The organism is Flavobacterium sp. 40-81, assembly GCF_001898245.1.
GTDB classification, from domain to species: domain Bacteria; phylum Bacteroidota; class Bacteroidia; order Flavobacteriales; family Flavobacteriaceae; genus Flavobacterium; species Flavobacterium inviolabile.
In genome coordinates, this window is record NZ_MKTM01000010.1 from 44,233 (window position 1) to 67,060 (window position 22,828).

The following is a 22,828-nucleotide window of genomic DNA, read 5'->3' on the forward strand; positions in this document are numbered from 1 at the left end:
ATGGAACAATACCTGCTACCCGATGATTTTTTTAAAAACCCTGTCGCAAATGACGGTATTTTTCTGCATCATTACCACACCACAAGTGAATGCGAAAAAAGCAGGATTATTTTAAAAGACAATACGTTCAGCTTTTTATTTAAGGGGCAAAAACAGCTTTATAACGAAAACTATAAAGAGCATATTGAATCCATGCAGTATGTGTTTATGAAGTCCGGAAACTATTTGATGTCCGAAAAAACAACTTTAGAAAACGAATACAGCAGTCAGCTTTTATTTTTCGACAATAATTTCCTGGCAGAATTTATCTTCAAATACCCGCAACTAGCCGCTCCAAAAACGCAGCAGCAACCGGCTGTACTAAAAGGCGACATCGACGAATATATACTGCACTTTCTCAAATCCATTTCATACATAGACCCGGCAGATGTGTTGGCAAAAAAAGTAAAAATGGAAGAGATTCTGCTCTATTTTATTCAGAATAAAGGATTGTCAGTTGCTGATTTACTGGAAAATCAAAACAAAAGCCAGCAGCTAAAAATTCAGGAAATCGTCCACAATAACTTAGACAACAACCTTGAAGTCAGCGAGCTTGCTTTTTTGTGCAACATGAGTGTTTCAACTTTCAAACGCCATTTCAAAACCATCTACCACAATTCCCCGATCAAGTGGATGCAGGAAAAACGACTGGAAACAGCCGCCCAAAAGCTCCTACAGGCAGAATACAGGGCAAATGACCTATATCTTGAAACCGGTTACCAGAGCTTATCCAGCTTTATCCAGGCCTTCAAACAAAAATTCGGACAGACCCCGAAACAGTATCAGTATAAAAAATTGGACGTTTAGCAACACTTTTACGTCTTTTGGAAATAGCGCTAACAGAGCTGTCCGTACTACTTTTGACATAAAATAATTCTTATGAAAACACTTTATGTCATCGCAGCAAGCCTTTTGCTATCGCTTTCGGCAAGCGCACAAACCTTTACTTTAAAAAGTACCGATTTACAGGGACAGGCAACCCAAAAACAGGTTTTTAACGGTTTTGGCTGTACCGGAGAAAATCGTTCCCCCGAACTTCATTGGGAAAATGCACCGGAAGGAACCAAAAGTTTTGCCGTAATCATGTATGATCCGGATGCTCCCACCGGCAGAGGCTGGACGCACTGGGTGCTGTTTGATCTTCCTGCTACCACAAAAGAAATCAAAACCGGAGCGGGCGATATTACAAAGCTGCTGCTTCCCAAAGAAGCCATACAAAGCACCAACGATTACGGAAGTTATGGCTACGGAGGCCCGTGTCCGCCGGTTGGTGACAAACCGCATAAATATGAGATCACTGTTTTTGCCCTTAAAACAGCTTCATTGGGTCTGGATAAAAATACCAATCCGTCAATTGCTGGTTTTTACATCAACAGCAATACCCTTGCCAAAACAACGATAACTGCTTATTACAACCGTTAGCAAATAAACAGCAGAGGAGTAACTTCCTCTGCTAAACTATACGATATTAACATTTTCTTCTATAGTATTATAAAACGGGTTTTCTAAAAAAGTCTATTTTTGTACAAACAAGAAGAAGCATGAGCACAAGAAGACAAAAAATCATACGCTTTTCTATAGGCTTTATTTTATTTTTTGCCCTCGTATTTACCGGTCTTTTTATCTTTCGTAATACCCTTTTACAGAAAGCAATTACCAAAGCAGAAGCCAAACTGGACACGGAATACAATTGCGTCCTGACGATAAAAGAAGCTTCTTTTGACGGCCTTACCGGCGTGTCCCTTCAAAACATTGTTTTAGTTCCCAAAAAAGCGGACACCCTGCTCGCTGTTGAAAAAATAAAAACCAAAGTCAGCCTTTTCCAATTATTAACCGGTGATATTCAATTGCAACAACTGGAAATGAATAACGGTTTTATCCAACTGGTTAAAAACAAAAACGGCCGCAATTTTGATGCCTTCCTCAAAAAAGAAAAAGAGGACAAAAACGATAACGAAAAAAGAAATTACGCGAAACTCGCCTACCGATTGCTCACAAAAGCCCTCAATCTGGTTCCTACAAATATGCGCTTGCAAAATCTTTCGTTACGCATGGACGATATGGGCAGAAAGGTAACCATGCACATGAACGAATTGGATCTGAAAGAAAAACAGCTGCAAACTTCCATTGCCGTACAGACCAATACTTTCTCACAGAACTGGAAGATAAAAGGTCTTGCCGATCCGAGAAACAAAACGGCCGACCTGCGTTTCTTTAACAGCGACACGTCCAAAATAAAAGTTCCCTATATAGACGAGCGCTTCCATTTGCTGTCAAGTTTCGACAGCATCCACGTGAATGTACAGAAAATAAAAATGGAAGGAAACGAGCTGCACGTAGACGGTTTTACTTCCATTACCAATTTCACGATCAATCATCCGAGAATTGCTAAAAAAGATGTCGTCATCGAAAAAGCGAGGCTGGATTACCGCTTTCTTTTCGGAAGTGATTTCGTAGCTATCGACAGTAGTTCCCGGGCGCAGCTAAACGCTATAAAAGTGCAGCCGTTTATGGAGTATAACACCGAAAAAGACACGGTATATACTTTGCGTGTCGCTATTCCAAAAATGAAAGCCCAGGATTTTATCACTTCTCTGCCAAAAGGGCTGTTTACCCATTTTGAAGGAATGGAAGCCGAAGGCAGTTTTGATTACAACCTGAATTTCCAGTTCAACAAAAACAATCCGAATGCCCTTGTTTTCGACAGCAGGCTGAACAAAGAGAACCTGAAAATAACCAAATACGGAGAAGCCGATTTAGCCAAACTAAATGGTGTTTTCACCTATCGGGCTATGGAAAACGGCGTACCGCAGCGCCCGATAGTCGTTGGCCCTTCCAATCCGAATTTTACACCTTTAGACCAGATATCCCCTTACCTGCAAAAAAGTGTTCTGACATCGGAAGATCCTTCGTTTATGTCCCATCGCGGCTTTATAAATGAAGCCTTCAAACAGTCGATCGTTAAAAATATCCGTACGAAAAAATTTGCCCGCGGTGCCAGCACCATCAGTATGCAGCTAGTTAAAAATGTATTCCTGACCCGTGAAAAAACATTGTCGCGAAAACTGGAGGAAATCCTTTTGGTTTATATCCTGGAGAACAACCGCATTGCCAGCAAACAGCGTATGCTCGAAGTCTATTTCAATGTGATCGAATGGGGACCGAATGTATACGGAATTGGTGAAGCCGCACAATTTTACTTCCAGAAAAGACCGGCCGATCTGACTCTTAAAGAATGTTTGTTCCTGGCGAGTATTGTTCCCAAACCGAAAAAGTTTATGTGGCAGTTTGACAACGAAGGTCATTTGAAAGGTTTTGCAAACCAGCACCAGAATTTCCTGACGAACCTGATGCTGCGCAGAGGTGTTTTGCAATCTGAAGACACCATTGGCTACAAAATACCTTTTACGATAACCGGACGTTCCCGTTCTTTCCTGAAATTGAAAGTACAGGACAGCATTCCTGTCGATTCTCTTTTTATAAAGGAAATCGTTTACTAAATCTATTTGAAGTTTTTAAGGAATTCCTCTTTGTAAGTAGGCGAGATTTCCACTTCCGAACCGTCAAACAAGGTAACATAACCGCCTGTTCCTTTGTGGTATGATTTCACAAAGTTCACATTGATAATATGGGATTTGTGTACCCGTAAAAACGGGAAAGGAAGAATCTCTGAAAAGTGTTTTAAAAAACGGCACACCATTTTTTTACTGCCATCCTGTAAATACAGATCGGTAAAATTACCGTTCCCGCGCAGCCGGACAATGTCTTCCATTTTAGCCACTTCAAAGCCTTCCAGCGTGGGCAAAATAACCTGCTGCCGTTCCGGATTGGGTTCCCTGAAGTTTTCCACAATAATTTTGTTGCGGTTAAAGATCTCCTGATTGAGCAATTGCAGCTGTACTTTGTTAACCGCTACGATCAGTTCTTCAATACTGATGGGTTTCAGCAAATAATACGCCGCGCTCTGATTGAGTGCTTTTAACGAATACTCGGAAAAAGCAGTGACAAAAATGGTTTCAAACTGCAGTTCTTTACACGCTTCCAATACATCAAAAGCATTTCCAAAAGGCATTTCCACATCCAGGAAAACCAATTGCGGCCGTATTTCATGAAGCAGCGGAACGGCTTCTCTGATATTCTGGGCTTCCCCGACAACTTCAATCTGCGGACAGTATTTACTCAGGTAATTTTTAAGCACTTCCCTTGCCGCCGACTCGTCTTCAACGATAACACTTTTTATTTTTTGCAAAGTCATCATATTCTTTCAATCAATGGAAAATTAATTACTACTATCGTTCCGGTTTCCGGTTCCGGTTTTTCCTGCAGCGATAGCGTGATCTCTTTTTTATACAGTTCATTCAGCAAACTGATCCGCTCTTTGGTATTTGTCAGCCCTCTGGACTGGTGTACTTTCTGGTTTTTGGTTTTGAGTTCCTGACTTTTAGTTAACCCGATACCGTTGTCGTCAATTACCACGCTTACAGTACCGTTTTTCAGGTAAAACCCCAGCTTTAGCAATCCTTTTCCTTCTTTATAGCGCAGTCCGTGCCAGATTGCATTTTCAAGATGCGGCTGGATGATCATGTTCGGTATCAAAATCGTTTCGGCATCCAGATTGTCATCCACCGTGATCTGGTAGTCAAACTGATCTTCAAAACGCATGTGTTCCAGATCCAGGTATTTCCGAAGCTGTTCGACTTCACTGCCCAAAGCAATAAAATCCTTATTGGAATTTTCCATCATGTTCCGCATCAGGTTCGAATAGGACGTCAGGTATTTATTGGCTTCCAGCTCCCTGTTTTGCGAAATAAACTGGTTCACACTGTTCAGACTGTTAAAAATAAAATGCGGGTTCATTTCCCGGCGCAGCGACTGCAGCGCAATTTCCTTATTCTTGGTTTTAATAGCATACAGCGCTTTTATGATCAATCCGAAAAACACTAACAACAGTACAATCGAACCGATCAGGAAATAGTTAAAGGTGTTTTTCTTTGCGATCAGTTCATCCTTTAAAACTTTTTCCTTTTCAAGCTGCCGGATTTTTTCTTCTGTCACCTGGAAGTTTTTGGTATCCGCCAGTGAGCTGTCGGCATGAATAAGTTTTTCAAAATTCCGGAAGAACTGTTCGTACAGCAGAATGCTTTCTTTGTCTTTTCCTGTTTTTTTATAGTAATCCAGTAGTTGGGAAAGGCTTTTTTTAACCTCATCCGTTTTACCTTGCCGTGTGGCCAGTTCATAAGCTGCTTTTAGTTGCGCTACCGCTTTTTCCGGCTCTTTCTTTTTAAAATAGATCGTTGCGATCGATTGCAATTGGGTTATTTCGGTATCAAAATCTTTTTTAGACCGGGCTTCTTTCAGCAGTTTTTCCGATATTCCGAGTGCTGCGTCAAACTGGTTGTCGGCCGTGTACACTTTGGCTATTTCATTTTTTAACTTGATTACCGTTTCCGGTTTGTCTTTCGCAAAGGAAATTGCCTGGTTGTAACTTTCAATCGCTTCCGCCTTATCTTTTTGCTGCAAATTCATTTCCGCTTTCTGTACATACGCATCCGCGACTTCTTCTTTGCGGCTTTCTTTTTCAAGCAACTGGATCTTGGCATTAACATAATTGTATTGTGCCGCAGGATTCGCAACACTTTTTAGTCGTTTGGCATCACTCTGATTAACCAGTTCCTGATTTTTTTCCGTGGCGATTTCACCGGCAATCTGGTAGTTCTGGATCGCATCCTTATATTTACTCTGATTTTCCTGAACCCGCGCCAGGCTTCGGGTCACTCTTGCCAGATCCGGTTTCCGGTTAAGCCTGGTATAGCTTTCCAATGCTTTTTTGAGGTATTCCTCTCCTTTGGTATAATCGGCTATATCAATAAATTCCTGCGCCAGTTTTTCATAACTGCCGGCAATTTTTACCTCATCGTTTTCATTCAGTGAATTGGATAGTTCTTCGGCTGCTTTGCTGATTTTGGCATTGGCACTTTTTTTAGCATTTACAGTAGAAACCTGCTGCGCCGTTATTCCCTGCGGAAACAGCAACACCAAAAGAAGAAGTCCGAAACCAATTGATAAAATACGCATTACAAATAAGTTATTTTCAGAGTGTAAAGTAACTTCATTTCAAATTGCTTTCCTATACTTTTCACCAAGTCAAAAGACCGGTTCACCCTTTCTACCAAAAGTACGTTTTTTCGATCAATAGATTTGTCCCGTACAATTAAAACCGCAATCATGAAAAAATCTTTTACTCTTTTTGTCATGCTAATCCTATGCCAATTAGCTGCCGGACAGGTTTCCGGGAATATCAATTATCAGAACCAGGTGCGTTTTACCGACAATGCGATCAACATCAGCTTTCCTTCCAATGCCGATGTTATGGTGAGTGTTAAAGGCCTTGCCAATGTAAAAGCGGATGCCTATGTGGCTATTTTCAGCACCTCTCAAACGGGCAAAACCACTCAGGAGGTAAACGAGTTAATCGACAAACGGATTGCACAGTCCCTCGCGGAGATCAGGCTTAAAAAAGGTGTCGAAACCTTTGTAGACATGATTTCTTTTGTTCCCGTTTATGAATATGAAGTCGAGAAAAAAATCTTTAGCCGGAAAACCTACAATGAAATACCGGCAGGTTTTGAACTGAAAAAGAACATTCATATCAAATATTCCGATCCGAATCAGCTGAATGATTTTATCAGCATATTGTCCAACCATGAGGTTTATGACCTGGTTAGAGTGGATTATTTTTCCAGCACTCTGGAAACCATTAAAAAAGAAATGATGAACAGGGCAAAGCTGCTGGTTCAGGAAAAGGTTAAAAACTATGAGCTGCTGCTGGGAGAGACTTTCGGCAATGTGGAGAAAAAGATTGCCGACGGATACAGTGTGACATTACCCGTGGAAATGTATAAATCCTATGAAGCCTATAACAGTTCTTCCCTTAACTTAAAGAGAGCCGCCAATATCAACCAGGCCAGTAAATCCACTACGCTATTCTACCAGCCGGTTTTCAACAAGGAATTTGATTTTGTCATTAATGCTACGGTACTCGAACCGGTAATTCAGGTGCAATATGAAATCAAAATGGCCATTAACCGGGAAAAGAAACCGGCTTCAAAAACAGACAAGGAGTTTATACTGATCACGCCTAACGGTGATTTGAAAACCCTGAATCTGAATACCTCAAAACAAACCCATTAATCCCAAACGGGCCTTTCACCAAGTTAAAATACCGTTTCACCCATTCTGAAAAAAACGCATGATTACTCTTGATACTTTTGAACTGTAATCTTAAAATCAAAAAACATGAAAGCTGAAAACATTGTAATAGCATTGACCGCTTCTGTTCTGCTAACGGGAGTTGCCTTAAAAGTTGAAAACACTCCCGATACGGGATTGATTACACCGATCATCAAAACCGCAACACCGGAAAAACCCTGCGTTTTCATGTCGGTTATGGGTGAGCAGCCGGTAGACCGGTATTCGGTTTACAAAAATGCTTCCGGACTAAAGGCCAGTCTTGACAAAGGGGAAAAATGGTTAGCGGAAGCACAAAACAAGGACGGCGGCTGGGGTGCCGGTTCCCACAGCAACCAAGGCGAAATGAATCCGCATGCCGTTAGTTCCGACCCGGCAACAACAGCCATGGCTGCGATGAGTCTGTACCGGATGGGATTTAGTATTGAGAAAGGAAGGTACAAACAACAGCTAACGGCGGCTTTGAATTATTTACTGCATCAGGTTGAAGAAAATAAAAATAAAGAATTCATAACTCCGGTTCGCGGCACTCAGATCCAGCAAAAATTAGGAGCAAACATTGATGCCGTTTTAACCTTACAGTTCCTGAACCAGCTGGTTCCTACAGTATCCGATAAAGCGCTGACCAAACGGGTAGAAAATGCCATTCAGATTTGTGTTGGCAAAATCGAGAAATCATACGATGCAAACGGAAAAGTTTCCGGTGCCGGCTGGGCAGGTGTTTTACAGTCTTCTTTTGCCAATGCTGCTTTGGAGCAGGCTTCCAAAAACAAGAATATAAAAGTAGACCCGGATAAAATGGCTGCTGCCCGGAATTACCAGAAAGGTAATTATGATGCCGAAAACAATACCGCTAAAACAGAAGACGGTGCCGGAATCGTGCTATATGCCGTGAGCAGTTCGGTGAGAGGCAGTGCTTCGGAAGCCAAAGAAGCCGAAGAATTATTTGAAAAGGCCAAAGCCGAAGGTAAAATCAGCAAAAAGGCGGAACTAAACACCCAGAATCTTGAAAAAATAGGGGTTAATAAGGATAAAGCACTTTCTTATGCCGCAGCAGCTAAGGTTTATAAAGCTGCAAAAGTACAGGCAATGGACAACCAGGTGATGAACGGTTTTGGCAACAATGGCGGCGAAGAATTTATGAGCTTTTTACAAACCGGGGAATCCATGCTGGTAAAAAAAGACAGCGACTGGAAAAACTGGTATGATAATGTGGGCGGAAAAATTCTAAAAATCCAAAACCAAAACGGAAGCTGGAACGGGCACCACTGCATTACCAGTCCGGTTTTCTGTACTGCAACCTGTCTTTTGATCCTGACAATAGAAAACGATATTAAATTATTACAGCAATAATATCATGAAAACGACATTCCTAACCGCAGCACTTCTGGCAACCGTTTTTTCGTTTGCCCATACCGCAACGACCGTTAATCCGCAAACGGCGGCAATTCATAAAGCAGAAAACACCAAAATTCAGGTGGCGCTTTTGCTGGATACTTCCAATAGCATGGATGGTTTGATCGACCAGGCTAAATCCCGCCTCTGGAATATCGTTAACACACTGACTACTTTAAAATACAATGGCAAAACACCCGATATTGAAATTGCGCTGTACGAATACGGCAACAACGGGTTGTCCCAGACCGCTAATTATATCCGCCAGGTGACACCGCTTTCGACAGATCTGGACCTGATTTCGGAAAAACTGTTTTCCTTACGTACAAACGGCGGTGCTGAATATTGCGGCGCCGTTATTCAGGACGCGACCAGACAATTGCAATGGAAGACCGACACTAACAGCATGAAGCTTATTTATATTGCCGGAAATGAGGCTTTTGATCAGGGCAGTATTTCTTATAAGGAAGCGATTAGTGATGCGTTGAAAAAGGACATTTATGTGAACACTATTTTCTGTGGTGATTATGACGAAGGTATCAGCTCCTTATGGAAAAACGGTGCCGAGACAGGAAAAGGGAAATATTTCAATATCAACTCCAACCTGGCAGTGCAGTACATTCTAACTCCTTATGATGCCAAAATAGCCGATTGCAGCAGTCGTATCAATGCTACTTATATTGGTTATGGCGCCAGCGGGCGGGCAAAAAAGATGAATCAGGAAGTACAGGATAAAAATGCCGAAAGCGTATCGGCTGCCAACTATGCCGAACGTGCCGTTAGCAAATCGAAAGCCATTTATAAAAACGAAAGCTGGGATCTGGTTGACAAGGTAAAAGAAGACAAAGATGCCATCACCAAAATCAGGAAAGAAGAACTGCCCAAAGAATTGCAAAACAAAAGCAAGGCAGAACTAAAAACCCTTATTGAGGCAAAAACGAAGGAACGTGAGAGCATCCAGCAGGAAATCGCACAGCTTGCTAAAAAACGCCAGGAGTATATTGATACCGAAAATAAAAAAACAAAATCGCAGGACGATCTGGGAAATGCCATTAATAGTTCCATTACGGCCTATGCCAAAGCAAAAGGATATACTGTCGAGAAATAAAAGTAAAATCCTATATTTATCATCATAAAAACATTGACAATGAAAAAGTTCATCATCACCTTATTATTTGCCATTCCCGGTATTGCGCTGGCGCAAAAACCGGTATTTACCACCGCCAAAGTAAAAGACGTAACAGTATATTTTAACGCAGCCGAAATTGCACAATCGGCGACCGTGAATATTCCTGCCGGAACCCATGAGATTGTCATTAAAAACATCGCCAATTACCTGAATGAAAATTCCGTACAGATAGGTGCTCCTTCAACCGTAACCGTTTTGTCTACGCAATTTACCAATGATTATATCTCCGAATACGATCTGGACGAAAGTTCACCTGCTATTAAAAAAGTAAGGGACAGTATCAAACTGGTTCAGAAAGATCTGGAGAGGCTTGCCAACATTAAAATTTCAGAAATCAAGACCATAGAGATACTGGATAAAAACCAGCAGATTTACGGCCAGAATTCCGGGTTAAACGTGTCTGAATTAATGAAAATGGTAGAGTATTACAAATCAAAGCGAACAGAGATCAGCAATTCTGTAAATGCGATTACCGAAAAAGAGAAAAACCTCAATGCGCTGCTAACGAAACTCAACAGTAAGCTGGAAATTAACACCAATAAGGAAGAGAAAAATGCAAGCGGGAAACTGGTTTTACAGGTCATGAATCAGACAGCAGGAAACATTCCGCTTGAAATTTCCTATCTTACCAATAATGCACGCTGGGTTCCTTTTTATGACCTGAGAGCCGATAATGTAACCTCGCCTATAAACATGATGTACAAGGCACAGATTGTTCAAAATACAGGAGTAGACTGGAAAAAAGTAAAATTAACGCTTTCCAGCGGTATGCCAAACCAGAACAACCAGGCTCCAACAATCAGACCGTGGTTTTTAGCGTACCAGCAACCGCTATACAACAATGCTGACTATGCCCGTAAGGAATTACAGGAAGTTGTGGTAACCAGTGCTCCCAGTCTAAGAGGTAAAGTTTCCGGGATTGCAGTAGCCAGCTCTGTTTCCGATTACACCTTGATCAACGAGAACCAGCTGAATATTTCTTTTGATATTGATATTCCGTATGACATTTTATCGAACGGCAAAGTACACAGCGTGGCCTTAAAAGAGATCCAATTGCCGGCTACTTACAAATATTATGCAGCACCGAAATTTGACAAAGAATCATTCCTGCTGGCAGAGATTACCGATTATGGCAAATACAACCTGTTAAAAGGAGAAGCAAATATTATTTTTGAAGGCATGTATGTGGGCAAAACCATTATCAACCCGGGACAAACGGCCGACACGTTAAACCTGAGTATGGGACGTGATAAAAAAGTGTCTATTACCAGAGAAAAAATAACCGATAAATCCGGCACCAAATTCCTGTCTTCTAAAAAAGAGCAGACATTTACGTACGACATTACGATCCGCAACAATAAAAAAGAAGCGATTGTCATGAAACTGGAAGACCAGTATCCGTTAAGTACCGATAAGGAAATTGAGATTGAACTCAAACAAAAAGACGGTGCTAAAGTTAATACCGAAAGTGGTTTGCTAACATGGGAACTCAATTTAAAACCGAATGAGACCAAAAAAATCCGCATCAGTTATGTGGTAAAATATCCGAAAGATAAAGTAATGAGCAATCTTTAATCAAAATCCCCTCAATTGAGGGGATTTGTTTTTTTAAGCTATTTTATTTGTTTAAGAAGCTGTTTATAATCCGGTTCGTCGAACGTAAATTCTTTTACTTTTTCAAACTTACATTCGTTAACAATAATTGGAAAATCCTTAAGATTTTTTTCATTTATCATAAGACTATACCTGTTTTCAAACTTAAATATTGCTATCCCTTTTTGCTTGTCAAAAATAGTATATTCTAAATATGCCTTGTTCCCTCCATAGTCTTCATATAAAAAGATGAAGACCTCTTTTGAAGCACTATTAATTTTTCTAATTTCATAAGTGGAACTTTCAAAATCTTCAACCGTAAGTTTTTTTTCTGTCAATTCTATCCTTTTATTATAACCGGAATCACAGGGAACATAGAGATAGTATGCTCCATTATAACTATAAATCGGAATCCATTTTTCGTTTTTACTACTCTTTTTATTTGTCTTTATTTCAGATTCAAAGGTTTTAAAAAAAGTATAGTGTTCTGAATTCTTATTGGGTTCAATATATACTTTTTGTGATTTTTCATTTAGTAAAAAAATGGTATCCTTGTTAATAATCTGGGCTGCCATCTTAAAAGCACTCAAGCTCGTTAGCAGAAATATAAAACACAATATTTTTTTCATTCTTTTTTATTTTAATATCCTTTCCTGTATAGCCAAAGTCAATATTCCTTATCAACGATTGTTGTATCAAATCAAAAGAAAGACTTTTTTCTCATGGTATTGCTTTGGTTTCAATATTATTAAAAACTAATACTGTAACTAACTCAATGTGTTTAACAATTACAAAGCCGTTATTCATCACGCTGATCATTCCTTTTTTTATAATAAAGAATCGCCAATGAATCTATTTTTTTACTATTGTAAACCTTTAAACATTGTTGAAAAACTCTTTTCCCTTCTGCTCCTTCCGCAACTTTTCCTATTGTATTTATAGAATCCTTACGAATCTTTTGATATGTTAACTTTGCCAATTCTTCAATAACCCCGTGTTTTTTATCAAATGGTTCGTCAAAAACCAGACTTTTATCCTCTTTTAATAATTTCTTTATTTCTTTCGATTCATTAAAACCATATTTTAAACATTCGCAAAGAAGTTCCGTTTTAAAACGTTCCTTATACTCTTTCTTTTCATGCTGTTTTAAAGTAGAACACCCATAAAACATTAATATAATCAGGAAAAATATTCCGGTTTTTTTCATCTTATTCTTAGTTTAATACTCTTTCCTTTATAACCAAAGTAATATTCCTTATCAACGTTTGTTGTATCAAATCAAAAGAAAGACTTTCTTTTTCCTTTTGTTCATTGTGCTTATTGCTACTATTTCACCATGTTCATTTAGTAATACAGGAACGATGAGATCTTTATTAAAATATAATATCTAAACATTATCTCCATTTTCATTTATAAATGTATAATCCATTAACTTTTTATTATAAGCGTCATGATAACTATAAACAGTGCATTTTTTTGAAGTCATCCTTTTCTTAACATCATCTAATTGCAACGAAAAAAATTCAAATCGTTCACGTTGTTTAAGCGTGTCTTTTCTAATGAAAATAGTATATATTTTTTCATTTTCAACATTATTGATAATGCTGTTAGAAAACTTGATGGCAATATTTTTGTTTTGTGAACATACTATATTACAAACGATAATAACGAACATTATAAAATGTTTTTTCATAATAATAACTTTTAGTTACAATTTCATTTACAAAACATATACTTACATATCTCCTCCGGTTTGTATAAAAAATGTATGTTTTTTCTATCTGTAGTCTTTATCTCCTCTATATAAGGATTTTCTCTTTTTTTTCTGGCTACGTTAATATTGTTAACCAAAACAGAAATAGCCGATTGAGTTAAAGAAGATTTGTCTTTCAAATTATAAACTCCTAAAACATAATATTCTGTACATTCCTGCTTTCTTTCAGAATAAATCTTTGGAATCATTTTTTTTACTTTCTCAAAATTCTCAATATCAACAACAAAAATATTTAAGAACCCTGAAAGACTTATTTCAGAACTAAAATAATATGTGGGGTATTTTATTTCATTCACCACTATAGTATCAATCTTTTCACAATTTTTTATTTGAGCATTAAAAATACCATACCATAAGAGGCATATAACAGTCATTATTTTTCTCATATTTTTCAATCTAAAATCCATATATCTATATATTCTAATATTGCAGGAGGGACATCGTGGAAATGACAACCAAATACACAACTACTGTTATATATTAAATCAGCATGCCCTGAAGCCCACACGTGGTTGGGATCATTTGTAACCATAGAATATATTCCTTTTATCCCAGCCGTTAATTGAGGGAAATTCTGTCCGTATACACCTCCTTGTGCTGCTGTAAAATTAACATGATTTGAATTTGAAGGAGCCATTCCAAAAGTTTTTCTCATCCATTTATTTAAAGCTTTAGCATTCAAAAAATAGTATTTTCCATCAGATCCAAGAACCGTTCCTGGTTTATTATTTGTAGTAACAATATTGGGGATTATAATTCCTGAATAATTTAATGCTCTGGACACCTTAAGGGCGCAAAATCCTCTAACTACAGCAGGATACTGATTATATAATTGCAGAACTTCTCCCCCTACTAATTGTGCCAATTGAATTCCCTCTATTCGTGGATAGGCATTATCAAAAGCATTAAAACTTGGCAACTGTTGCTGTTGAAAAGTAAGATTAGGATCTTCCCAAAACTCACTATCATAATCCCCATCCTTTCCTTCATTTGGTATTAAAAACCAATTCTCAAACTGTGTCCAAGTTACATCAGGATGCAGGTTAAAATACCCAACAGCCCAAGTCACAAACTCCGACACCTGAAAATCAACGGATCCTGTTTGGGTATTAAAATTATGCTGTAAATATTGAACTATCTTTTTCCCGTTTGTTGTATTCCACCATTGATTATCCGGAACCAGCTGGCTCACTCCCTGTTTAAAATTTTTTATAAATGATGTAAATGTCATCGGTACTACCGGAGTGGTAATAACGGGTGAACCATCTCCATAAGCAACACCACCTCCCCCTACATGGCCAACACTTCCTTCAGCTCCGGTATCATTACCGTTATTCGCTCCCGGCGGATCATAAACACCGGTGTCATAGCCGGTTCCCATCCAGCCGCCCCAACCGCCATCTGAAACGCCTCCATTACCGGAATTCCCATCACCGGTACTTGTTTGTCCGCCGCTATTGAGCTGGTCGATACAATCCTTATCGATTAATTCAATAAGCTCGCTATGGGTAACCTGCCCTTGTTCGTTCCAGGCCACCGGAACCGTTATCAATGTATGGCAGGGTTTTAATTTACCTTTCCCTAAAACAGCCATATCAAAATCCGGTAAGGCCCGGATTGTCATTTTATCATTCAGGCTGCCAACAGTCCCCAGCCGCAATACCTGCTCCCGGCTTAGTTTATATGTTGTAATATAAGCATGGTAAACACCGTCTTCTTCCCTGTTTAACACCAGATTTTCCACATATAAACCGGGTACCGTTCTTACAATCGGGAAAGTATACGAATGCTGGCTTCCATTTTCAATATACGTTACGTCTTCGGTGTCAAAGGAAAAATTATGGACCGGGTCGGTTACCGTTTTTCCAAAAAAAGCAGTTTTTTTTGCATTGAGCTGCTCCAGTTTATACAATAGGGCGGGATTATTTTTCAACGATTCAAAAGGTAGTTTTTTAATCGTAAGCGGATTTCCTTTCTTTTCAAAGGTTTCCTCAAAAGTATCTTTTTCACATCCGGAAAAGACACATACAAAACACAAGGAGAAGAGTACTCCTAATTCTTTCATTTTCTGTAACATGGCGTATATTCTAAAGTTCAATAAAGCAAATTGTAATGCTACAAACCTGCTTTAAAATTATTACTTGGAGGGCATCTATTCTGTAAACATAAATAAAACACTTTTAAAAAACAAGCTTAAAACATTAAAAAACAACACTATACAACTTTTTGTTTTAAAAAACACTTTAGCTTTACCCTATAACTATTTGTTTATTTTTTGCAATAACCTAAAAAAAACAACCCCATTGATATACCGATAAAGCTCCTGAAATCCGATGAACAGCCAACAATTACCGACCATAGCATTCTAATTACAACACTCAAAATTAAACAGTTGCACAGCTTCCTAATTATTTTTTACTAAATTTACTACAACCAACTTAACAACATAACCTATGAAAAAAGCATTACTTCCCCTTATGTTACTTGTCACGGGCATCTGTTTTTCCCAAACGGTCGCTCTGGAAAGTTTCGGAACCGGATTTTCAAGCCCTGTAGAAATCACCCATGCCGGTGACACCCGTCTCTTTGTCGTAGAAAGAGGCGGTGCCATTAAAATATTAAATGCTAACGGAACCGTTAACCCAACGCCTTTCCTTAATCTTTCCGGCATTATTAGTTCCGGCGGCGAACGCGGACTGTTAGGACTTGCCTTTCACCCGAATTACAGCACGAACGGGTTTTTCTATGTGAATTATACGAACACGGCTGGCAATACGGTTATTTCCCGTTATAGCGTGAACAGCGGCAATCCCGATGTTGCCAATGCTTCGAGTGCCAGCATACTGCTGACGATTACACAGCCGTATTCCAACCACAATGGCGGTTCTGTTAAATTTGGTCCGGACGGATACCTGTATATCGGTATGGGCGATGGCGGAAGCGGTGGTGACCCGGAAAACCGCGCACAGAACATCAATGAACTATTGGGAAAAATGCTTCGCATTGACGTTAACAACGGCACGCCTTATGGCATCCCGGCGAACAATCCTTATGTGGGTATTGCAGGTGCCGACGAGATCTGGGCAATCGGTGTCCGAAATCCATGGAAATTTTCGTTTAACAGAAGCAATGGCGATTTGTGGATTGCCGATGTAGGTCAGAATAATTTTGAAGAAATCAACAAAGTAAGTTCCACTCAGGCCGGATTAAATTACGGCTGGCGCTGTTATGAAGGCAACGCCGCTTATAATGCCACCGGTTGTGCGGCACAATCCACGATGACTTTCCCGTTAGCAGTAACCACACACTCTGCCGGAAACTGCTCGATAACGGGTGGCTATGTCTATACCGGAACCACGTATCCGAACTTCCAGAACAAGTATTTTTTCACAGATTACTGCGCATCCAAAATAGGAATGGTCGACAACTCCGGAAACATCACATACTCGGCCAATTTCAGCGGAAACAGCTTTGTGACTTTTGGTGAGGATAATAACGGCGAATTGTATGTGGGCTCCATTAACAACGGAACCATCTATAAAATCAAGGACAGTTCTTTAAGCACATCCGATTTCAGCAAAACGGCTTTTACCGTTTATCCTAATCCGGCCAGAGCCGAAATAAACATCAAATCATCCGGAAGCAATTTCCCAACGGAAGTAACGGTTTTTGACATGAACGGAAAACAGGTTGCTTTCCAGAAAACACAAAACCCGGAGCTAAACACAATTAAAACATCGCATCTGGCTACAGGTTTGTATCTTTTACACATTATGGATAATAACGGCAACACTGCCACCCATAAATTGGCTATAGAGTAATTTTTACGGCGCCGGATTTGGAATTAACTCCTGAATATAGTTAATCGCTTTGATCATTTCATCCGTAAGGGTAATGCTATGCGTTTTAATATTTTCATCCAGTTGTTCCAAATTCGTCGCTCCTATAATGGTTGCTGTCACAAATTGCTGCTGCTGTACAAAAGCCAGAGCCATTTCGGTTAACGTCAGCCCAAAGGAATGCGCAACTTCCTGGTATTTTCGTACCGCATTTGTGGATTGTGCACTGGAATAACGCGAGAATCGCGGGAATAACTTAATTCGTGCATTCGGATGTTCCCCGGTTAAAAACTTCCCGGTCAGCGTTCCGAATCCCAAAGGAGAATAGGCCAACAAACCTACTTTTTCGCGATAACAGGTTTCCGACAAGCCTACTTCGAACGTCCGGTTCAGTAAGGAATACGGATTTTGTATCGTTTTAATACGCGGTAAGCCATGCTGCTTGCTTTCTTCCAGAAAACGCATTACGCCCCACGGTGTTTCGTTAGACACTCCGATATGGCGGATCTTCCCTTCTTTGATCAAAGCATCAAATGTTTCCAGAACAGCCTTAAAATTATCTTCCCAGGCATCGTCCTGAATGGTAAAACCCCGTTGTCCGAACATATTCGATTTCCGTTCCGGCCAATGCAGCTGGTACAAATCGATATAATCCGTTCGCAGCTGGGTCAGGCTTTTCTCCAAAGCCTGCCGGATATTTGCAGGAGTAAAACTCAGATCATCTCTCAGGTATTCCATGCCGCGGTTTGGACCGGCAATTTTGGTTGCAATCACTACTTTATCGCGGTTTCCGTTTTTTTGCAGCCAGCTTCCGATATAACGTTCCGTTCTTCCGGTTGTTTCCTGGCGTGCGGCTACCGGATACATTTCGGCAGTATCCAGAAAATTGATTCCCTTATCCAGGGCAAAATCCAGTTGTTCATGAGCTTCCGCTTCGGTATTCTGTTCACCAAAAGTCATGGTTCCCAGACAGATGCTACTGACTTTCACATCGGTATGGGGTAATGTCGTATATTTCATTTTGTAAAATGTATCGAAAATTATGGGTTTCAAAAGTACGCAAAAATAAAGGTTCAGTATGTAAATGCTGAACCTCTCTTTTTTATGTTTAACAATGCTTAGTTAATATCATTCAGCATTTTAGAAATTTCATCCAGTTTTGGCGTCAGAATAATTTCAATTCTACGGTTTTTCGATTTTCCTTCTGCGGTATCATTCGTCGCTATCGGAGCATATTCCCCTCTACCGGCCGCGGTCAGGTTTTTCTTGTCGATCGCTTTGTTCTCCGCCAGGATGTTCACAATTGCCGTAGCTCTTTTTGTAGACAGATCCCAGTTGTTTTCGATTTGCCCAACAGCTCCTGCAAATTTATCATTATCCGTGTGGCCTTCAATCAGCACAGTAATTTCCGGGTTGTCACCCAATACCTTACCAACAGCTACAACTGCTTTTCTTCCTTCTGTTCCTACAGCCCAGCTTCCGGTTCCGAATAACAATTTATTCTCCATTGAAACGTAAACTTTTCCGTTTTTATGCTCCACTGTTAATCCTTTTCCTTCAAATGCATTTAAGGCTTTAGAAAGGGTTTCTTTCAGTTTTTTCATACTCGCCTCTTTTTCTGCAATCATGCTTTCCAGCTCGTTAACCCTGTCCGAACGGTCTTTTAAATCGTTCTTCAGTTTTTCCAGACGGTCTCTTTCCGCTGCCAAAGCTTTTTCTTTGGCTTCCAGCTGTGCTAAAAGTTCGCGGTTTTTGTTCATATTGCTCTGTAAAGCATCATCACTGTTTTTTTCCAATGCTTTATAAGAAGACTGTAATGTGTTCAGGCTGTTTTTGGATGCCGCATAGTCGGAAGCCAGTTTGTCACGCTCTGCTTTCAGCTTGTCCAATTGCCCCTGTAAATCTTTTGACAACAGGTCCAATTGATTTTTATCCTTGCTTAAAGCCGTATTTTCATCGGATAACTGACGGTTTTCTTTCTTTAAATCTGCAAATTTCGTTTCTAAATCCGTGTATATTTTTTTAGAAACACATGAAGTTGATAAGGCTAAAGCCAAAACTCCAATAGACATTTTTTTAATCATCTTTAGTGGTATTTTGATTATTCTATTTCTAATAAAACCGGGCAGTGGTCAGAATGTTTGGCTTCCGGTAAAATAACCGCGCGCTTCATTCTTTCTTTTAAAGGTTCGCTCACCAGGTTATAGTCAATTCTCCAGCCTTTGTTATTCGCTCTTGCATTTGCCCTGTAACTCCACCAGCTGTAATGATGCGGTTCTTTGTTAAAATGACGGAAACTGTCCACAAAGCCGCTTTTCATAAAAGCATCCAGCCATGCCCGTTCTGCCGGCAGGAATCCGGAAACTTTTGCATTTCGGATAGGATCATGAATATCAATTGCCTCGTGACAAATATTATAATCGCCGCAGATAATCAAATTCGGAACCTCTTTTTTCAGTTCGTTGATATAGTTCTGAAAATCGGCCATATACATAAATTTATGATCCAGACGGTCGATGTTTGTTCCCGATGGCAGGTACAGACTCATGACCGAAACATCATCAAAGTCTACCCTAAGGTTTCTGCCTTCTTTATCCATGTGCGGAATTCCGGTTCCGAAAACAACATTATTCGGCTTTATCTTCGATAAGACCGCGACACCGCTATAGCCTTTTTTCTCCGCTGGGAACCAATAATGATACGGATACCCGGCTAATTCTATATCCAATAACGGAATCTGTTCCTGTGTGGCTTTAATTTCCTGAAGGCAAATTACATCAGGATCAGCACTTTTCAGCCAATCTAAAAACCCTTTAGTGATTGCCGCACGGATTCCGTTGACATTATAAGAGATAATTTTCATCGTTACTGTTTCATTTTCTCCAAAAATAGGTAAAAACCAATAGAATTAAAACAAGAATTATGGAAATAGAACAAATCATTCACAATCAAATACCTAATTATATTCTTCATTAAAAAAAACGTAATAATAGACCAAAGCCTTTTTGCGTTAGATGAGATTTATTATCTTTGTTTTTCGCTCAAAACGAAATTAAATGGGTTTAGTTACCGCTAAAGAAGTTGCCAAGGCAATAAACACTGATAAATACGGGTTTTTAGGAACTTTTTCAGGCTGGTTACTGATGAAGGTATTGAAAATTTCTACTCTTAACAAGATTTATAACAGAAACAAACATCTTAGTGATGTAGAATTTCTCAATGCAATTCTGGACGAATTCCAGATAAAATTTGAAATTCCCGAAGAAGATCTTAAAAGATTACCAAAAGAAGGTGCTTATATTACGATTTCCAATCATCCTTTAGGTGGGATCGATGGTATATTGCTATTGAAATTAATGCTTGAAAAAGAACCGAATTTCAAAATTATTGCCAACTTTTTATTACACCGCATCGAACCGTTAAAGCCTTATGTTATGCCGGTTAATCCTTTTGAAAATCACAAGGATGCCAAATCCAGCGTAGTAGGCATTAAAGAAACACTCAGACATTTAAGTGACGGAAAACCATTGGGTATTTTCCCGGCCGGTGAAGTTTCTACCTATAAAGACGATGAGCTTGTTGTGGACAAACCCTGGGAAGAAGGCGCATTAAAGCTTATCAAAAAAGCGAATGTTCCGGTAGTGCCTATTTATTTCCACGCAAAAAACAGCCGTTTATTTTATTTGTTATCCAAAATCAGCCCTACACTGCGTACGGCTAAATTACCATCGGAATTACTGACACAGAAAAAAAGGGTGATAAAAGTCCGTATCGGGAAACCGATCTCTGTTAACGAGCAGTGCGAATATGAAAGCATTGAGGCTTATTCCGAATTCTTACGTCGTAAAACATACATGCTTGCCAATTCTTTTGAAGCGGAAAGTAAATTACTGTCCCCTCCAAGTTTAAAATTACAGCTTCCTAAAAGCAGTCCGAAGCAAATTGCCAATCCTGCCAATAACGAAAAGATCTTACAGGAAGTAACCGAATTGCGAAAAGGCGACTACCGTCTTTTACAAAGCAAGAACTACGAAGTTTTCTTAGTGACTGCCGATAAGATTCCGAATATCCTGCACGAAGTGGGCCGTTTGAGAGAAATTACTTTTAGAGAAGTAGGAGAAGGTACCAACGAGTCTTTAGACTTAGACCAATACGACAAATATTATCACCACATGTTTTTATGGGATGATGATGCAAAACGTATTGCCGGAGCTTACCGTATGGGATTGGGTTCCGAGATTTATAAAAAATTCGGTATTAACGGGTTTTACCTGCACGAACTGTTCCGCTTCGAACCGGAATTATACGATATGATGTCTAAATCTATCGAAATGGGACGTGCTTTTATCATTAAGGAGTACCAGCAAAAACCAATGCCTTTATTCCTGTTGTGGAAAGGAATTGTACACACTACTTTACGTCACCCGGAACACAAATTCCTGATTGGCGGCGTGAGTATCAGCAACCAGTTTTCCGATTTTTCCAAATCGCTGATGATTGAGTTTATGAAGTCGCATTATTACGACCCGTATATTGCCCAGTACATCCACCCTAAGAAAGAATACAAGGTTAAACTAAAAGACGCCGACAAAGATTTTGTTTTTAACGAAACGGAAGCCGATTTGAACAAATTTGACAAGATCATTGATGAGGTAGAACCGGGAAGCCTTCGCTTACCGGTACTGATCAAAAAATACATCAAACAGAATGCACGCGTAGTAGCCTTTAATGTAGATCCGCTGTTTAACAACGCTGTAGACGGCTTAATGTACATCCGAATTGCCGACTTACCGGAAAGCACCGTTAAACCGGTTATGGAAGAGTTTCAGGCTGAACTGGAAAGAAAACTCAATGAAAAAGGAGAATAAGAAATATAATAATGATAAAAAAAGCGCCCTGAGATGATCAGGGCGCTTTTTTTATCTCCATACAGACTGCCGGAGTATATCGTCGAAAGTATTATCGAAAATAAAATAATACAGTCGGATTAAATGATACACGACCAGTATAACTCCTAAAATATAGGCTATTTTACGGCTGTAAAAAATATCCCTGAAATAGCTTTTATCGGTTATCAGCTCTATTGTTAAAACAATTACCGTCAGGATACAGAATACAAACACTAACGGCCCGAATAAATGAAAATAAAGGCTTCTGTACAAATCTCCTTCATAAATATATACCAAGGACTTCGTAATCCCACATCCGGGACACGGAAAGCCTGTGAGCATTTTAAAAGGACAAAGCGATTGTGCCGTATCCAGATGATTGTGCTCGTTTTGAAACGTAAGCAAAAAAGGAATTATCAGGGTAATTAATGCCCCGATAATTCCATATACTTTGAGTTGTTTCTTTTTATTATTTGTAAAGCTTATTGATATCACCTTGTACAATCATTGCTGCCACCATTGGAAAAATAAAACCTAACACTAATAAAAGAACCGATTGGTCTTTGTTTGGCTCACCAATTTTCTCATATACTTTTGGTAAACCTTCTTTACCTGCTATGTAGTAATAATACAAGTTAACAGGCATACAACATCCGGAAAAAATAGCAACCGGCTGCGAAATGATTTGTTTCCCGGCTACAGCATTTAAAACTTCTGCAACTTTAATATTCCAGTAGATAAGGTATAACCCGCACGTTAGAAATCCGAAAACTAAAACCATGATCGGATCGACCTTAAATTCCGGGATTTGAGGATTATTCCAATCCTCTGACATTGAACTTTTTACTTCCATTTTTTGTTT

General features: G+C 39.5%; 21 protein-coding genes. 9 read left to right on the top strand and 12 right to left on the bottom strand.

What is annotated here, in order from left to right; all coding sequences use genetic code 11:
• From BGO42_RS03090 to BGO42_RS03100, 3 genes are all read left to right on the top strand, one after another.
• Window positions 1-846 carry a helix-turn-helix domain-containing protein gene (locus tag BGO42_RS03090; protein WP_273246029.1) on the top strand — a complete coding sequence of 282 codons (846 nt, stop codon included), beginning with the start codon at window positions 1-3 and terminating at the stop codon, window positions 844-846.
• Between the two features lie 72 nt (window positions 847-918).
• The gene (locus tag BGO42_RS03095) at window positions 919-1,461 is read left to right on the top strand and encodes a YbhB/YbcL family Raf kinase inhibitor-like protein (protein ID WP_177731232.1); all 543 of its coding nucleotides are present in this window, start codon (window positions 919-921) and stop codon (window positions 1,459-1,461) included.
• Between the two features lie 119 nt (window positions 1,462-1,580).
• On the top strand, window positions 1,581-3,539 hold the full coding sequence (locus tag BGO42_RS03100; protein ID WP_273246026.1) for a transglycosylase domain-containing protein: 1,959 nt from the start codon (window positions 1,581-1,583) through the stop codon (window positions 3,537-3,539).
• Window positions 3,540-3,541: 2 nt separating this feature from the next.
• Here BGO42_RS03100 and BGO42_RS03105 read toward each other — a convergent pair whose 3' ends face one another.
• Together BGO42_RS03105 and BGO42_RS03110 are read right to left on the bottom strand one after the other, a co-directional pair.
• Window positions 3,542-4,294 carry a LytR/AlgR family response regulator transcription factor gene (locus BGO42_RS03105; RefSeq protein WP_218618746.1) on the bottom strand — a complete coding sequence of 251 codons (753 nt, stop codon included), beginning with the start codon at window positions 4,292-4,294 and terminating at the stop codon, window positions 3,542-3,544.
• Window positions 4,294-6,114, bottom strand: coding sequence for a tetratricopeptide repeat-containing sensor histidine kinase (locus BGO42_RS03110; RefSeq protein WP_273246024.1), 1,821 nt, complete (start codon window positions 6,112-6,114; stop codon window positions 4,294-4,296). Before BGO42_RS03110 ends, BGO42_RS03105 begins: the two co-directional genes overlap by 1 nt.
• A 150-nt stretch (window positions 6,115-6,264) precedes the next feature.
• Between BGO42_RS03110 and BGO42_RS03115 the strand changes: the two genes are divergently transcribed.
• From BGO42_RS03115 to BGO42_RS03130, 4 genes are all read left to right on the top strand, one after another.
• On the top strand, window positions 6,265-7,230 hold the full coding sequence (locus BGO42_RS03115) for an SIMPL domain-containing protein (protein ID WP_273246022.1): 966 nt from the start codon (window positions 6,265-6,267) through the stop codon (window positions 7,228-7,230).
• A 105-nt stretch (window positions 7,231-7,335) separates the two neighbouring features.
• Window positions 7,336-8,640: a prenyltransferase/squalene oxidase repeat-containing protein gene (locus BGO42_RS03120; protein WP_273246020.1), complete on the top strand. Its 1,305-nt coding sequence runs from the start codon at window positions 7,336-7,338 to the stop codon at window positions 8,638-8,640.
• 4 nt (window positions 8,641-8,644) lie between these two features.
• On the top strand, window positions 8,645-9,790 hold the full coding sequence (locus BGO42_RS03125) for a VWA domain-containing protein (RefSeq protein WP_273246019.1): 1,146 nt from the start codon (window positions 8,645-8,647) through the stop codon (window positions 9,788-9,790).
• Window positions 9,791-9,829: 39 nt separating this feature from the next.
• On the top strand, window positions 9,830-11,446 hold the full coding sequence (locus BGO42_RS03130; RefSeq protein WP_273246017.1) for a DUF4139 domain-containing protein: 1,617 nt from the start codon (window positions 9,830-9,832) through the stop codon (window positions 11,444-11,446).
• Window positions 11,447-11,484: 38 nt separating this feature from the next.
• On the opposite strand, the gene BGO42_RS03135 is transcribed toward BGO42_RS03130, so the two are convergent.
• The 5 genes from BGO42_RS03135 to BGO42_RS03155 all read right to left on the bottom strand — a co-directional run bounded on the left by BGO42_RS03135 (window position 11,485) and on the right by BGO42_RS03155 (window position 15,315).
• Window positions 11,485-12,093: a hypothetical protein gene (locus BGO42_RS03135; RefSeq protein ID WP_273246015.1), complete on the bottom strand. Its 609-nt coding sequence runs from the start codon at window positions 12,091-12,093 to the stop codon at window positions 11,485-11,487.
• Window positions 12,094-12,263: 170 nt separating this feature from the next.
• Window positions 12,264-12,671, bottom strand: coding sequence for a hypothetical protein (locus BGO42_RS03140; RefSeq protein WP_273246013.1), 408 nt, complete (start codon window positions 12,669-12,671; stop codon window positions 12,264-12,266).
• Between the two features lie 180 nt (window positions 12,672-12,851).
• Window positions 12,852-13,157 carry a hypothetical protein gene (locus tag BGO42_RS03145; RefSeq protein ID WP_273246012.1) on the bottom strand — a complete coding sequence of 102 codons (306 nt, stop codon included), beginning with the start codon at window positions 13,155-13,157 and terminating at the stop codon, window positions 12,852-12,854.
• Between the two features lie 23 nt (window positions 13,158-13,180).
• Window positions 13,181-13,624 carry a hypothetical protein gene (locus tag BGO42_RS03150; RefSeq protein WP_273246011.1) on the bottom strand — a complete coding sequence of 148 codons (444 nt, stop codon included), beginning with the start codon at window positions 13,622-13,624 and terminating at the stop codon, window positions 13,181-13,183.
• A gap of 5 nt (window positions 13,625-13,629) precedes the next feature.
• On the bottom strand, window positions 13,630-15,315 hold the full coding sequence (locus tag BGO42_RS03155; RefSeq protein WP_273246010.1) for a T6SS effector amidase Tae4 family protein: 1,686 nt from the start codon (window positions 15,313-15,315) through the stop codon (window positions 13,630-13,632).
• Between the two features lie 376 nt (window positions 15,316-15,691).
• On the opposite strand from BGO42_RS03155, the gene BGO42_RS03160 reads away from it, so the two are divergent.
• Window positions 15,692-17,059, top strand: coding sequence for a PQQ-dependent sugar dehydrogenase (locus tag BGO42_RS03160; RefSeq protein ID WP_273246008.1), 1,368 nt, complete (start codon window positions 15,692-15,694; stop codon window positions 17,057-17,059).
• Between the two features lie 3 nt (window positions 17,060-17,062).
• On the opposite strand, the gene BGO42_RS03165 is transcribed toward BGO42_RS03160, so the two are convergent.
• The 3 genes from BGO42_RS03165 to BGO42_RS03175 all read right to left on the bottom strand — a co-directional run bounded on the left by BGO42_RS03165 (window position 17,063) and on the right by BGO42_RS03175 (window position 19,940).
• Complete coding sequence (locus BGO42_RS03165; protein WP_177731209.1) at window positions 17,063-18,097, bottom strand: NADP(H)-dependent aldo-keto reductase; 1,035 nt, start codon at window positions 18,095-18,097, stop codon at window positions 17,063-17,065.
• A gap of 98 nt (window positions 18,098-18,195) precedes the next feature.
• Complete coding sequence (locus tag BGO42_RS03170; protein ID WP_177731207.1) at window positions 18,196-19,161, bottom strand: OmpA/MotB family protein; 966 nt, start codon at window positions 19,159-19,161, stop codon at window positions 18,196-18,198.
• Window positions 19,162-19,178: 17 nt separating this feature from the next.
• On the bottom strand, window positions 19,179-19,940 hold the full coding sequence (locus tag BGO42_RS03175; protein ID WP_177731206.1) for an exodeoxyribonuclease III: 762 nt from the start codon (window positions 19,938-19,940) through the stop codon (window positions 19,179-19,181).
• Between the two features lie 193 nt (window positions 19,941-20,133).
• On the opposite strand from BGO42_RS03175, the gene BGO42_RS03180 reads away from it, so the two are divergent.
• Window positions 20,134-21,945 carry a GNAT family N-acyltransferase gene (locus tag BGO42_RS03180; protein ID WP_177731204.1) on the top strand — a complete coding sequence of 604 codons (1,812 nt, stop codon included), beginning with the start codon at window positions 20,134-20,136 and terminating at the stop codon, window positions 21,943-21,945.
• A gap of 51 nt (window positions 21,946-21,996) precedes the next feature.
• Here the strand turns inward: BGO42_RS03180 and BGO42_RS03185 are convergent, their stop codons facing one another.
• Window positions 21,997-22,461 (bottom strand): DUF2752 domain-containing protein, encoded by a 465-nt coding sequence (locus tag BGO42_RS03185; RefSeq protein WP_273246004.1) that lies wholly within the window; start codon window positions 22,459-22,461, stop codon window positions 21,997-21,999.
• A complete protein-coding gene (locus BGO42_RS03190) occupies window positions 22,436-22,819 on the bottom strand; it encodes a DUF4234 domain-containing protein (RefSeq protein ID WP_246297033.1) in 384 nt (127 codons plus the stop codon). The genes BGO42_RS03185 and BGO42_RS03190 overlap by 26 nt, the downstream gene beginning before the upstream one ends.
• Window positions 22,820-22,828: the final 9 nt, after the last annotated feature.

Bases quoted from the DNA above. Each gene is read 5' to 3' on its own strand.
- BGO42_RS03090 (WP_273246029.1), top strand. From the start codon at position 1: ATGGAACAATACCTGCTACCCGATGATTTTTTTAAAAACCCTGTCGCA.
- BGO42_RS03095 (WP_177731232.1), top strand. From the start codon at position 919: ATGAAAACACTTTATGTCATCGCAGCAAGCCTTTTGCTATCGCTTTCG.
- BGO42_RS03100 (WP_273246026.1), top strand. From the start codon at position 1,581: ATGAGCACAAGAAGACAAAAAATCATACGCTTTTCTATAGGCTTTATT.
- BGO42_RS03105 (WP_218618746.1), bottom strand. From the start codon at position 4,294: ATGACTTTGCAAAAAATAAAAAGTGTTATCGTTGAAGACGAGTCGGCG.
- BGO42_RS03110 (WP_273246024.1), bottom strand. From the start codon at position 6,114: ATGCGTATTTTATCAATTGGTTTCGGACTTCTTCTTTTGGTGTTGCTG.
- BGO42_RS03115 (WP_273246022.1), top strand. From the start codon at position 6,265: ATGAAAAAATCTTTTACTCTTTTTGTCATGCTAATCCTATGCCAATTA.
- BGO42_RS03120 (WP_273246020.1), top strand. From the start codon at position 7,336: ATGAAAGCTGAAAACATTGTAATAGCATTGACCGCTTCTGTTCTGCTA.
- BGO42_RS03125 (WP_273246019.1), top strand. From the start codon at position 8,645: ATGAAAACGACATTCCTAACCGCAGCACTTCTGGCAACCGTTTTTTCG.
- BGO42_RS03130 (WP_273246017.1), top strand. From the start codon at position 9,830: ATGAAAAAGTTCATCATCACCTTATTATTTGCCATTCCCGGTATTGCG.
- BGO42_RS03135 (WP_273246015.1), bottom strand. From the start codon at position 12,093: ATGAAAAAAATATTGTGTTTTATATTTCTGCTAACGAGCTTGAGTGCT.
- BGO42_RS03140 (WP_273246013.1), bottom strand. From the start codon at position 12,671: ATGAAAAAAACCGGAATATTTTTCCTGATTATATTAATGTTTTATGGG.
- BGO42_RS03145 (WP_273246012.1), bottom strand. From the start codon at position 13,157: ATGAAAAAACATTTTATAATGTTCGTTATTATCGTTTGTAATATAGTA.
- BGO42_RS03150 (WP_273246011.1), bottom strand. From the start codon at position 13,624: ATGAGAAAAATAATGACTGTTATATGCCTCTTATGGTATGGTATTTTT.
- BGO42_RS03155 (WP_273246010.1), bottom strand. From the start codon at position 15,315: ATGTTACAGAAAATGAAAGAATTAGGAGTACTCTTCTCCTTGTGTTTT.
- BGO42_RS03160 (WP_273246008.1), top strand. From the start codon at position 15,692: ATGAAAAAAGCATTACTTCCCCTTATGTTACTTGTCACGGGCATCTGT.
- BGO42_RS03165 (WP_177731209.1), bottom strand. From the start codon at position 18,097: ATGAAATATACGACATTACCCCATACCGATGTGAAAGTCAGTAGCATC.
- BGO42_RS03170 (WP_177731207.1), bottom strand. From the start codon at position 19,161: ATGATTAAAAAAATGTCTATTGGAGTTTTGGCTTTAGCCTTATCAACT.
- BGO42_RS03175 (WP_177731206.1), bottom strand. From the start codon at position 19,940: ATGAAAATTATCTCTTATAATGTCAACGGAATCCGTGCGGCAATCACT.
- BGO42_RS03180 (WP_177731204.1), top strand. From the start codon at position 20,134: ATGGGTTTAGTTACCGCTAAAGAAGTTGCCAAGGCAATAAACACTGAT.
- BGO42_RS03190 (WP_246297033.1), bottom strand. From the start codon at position 22,819: ATGGAAGTAAAAAGTTCAATGTCAGAGGATTGGAATAATCCTCAAATC.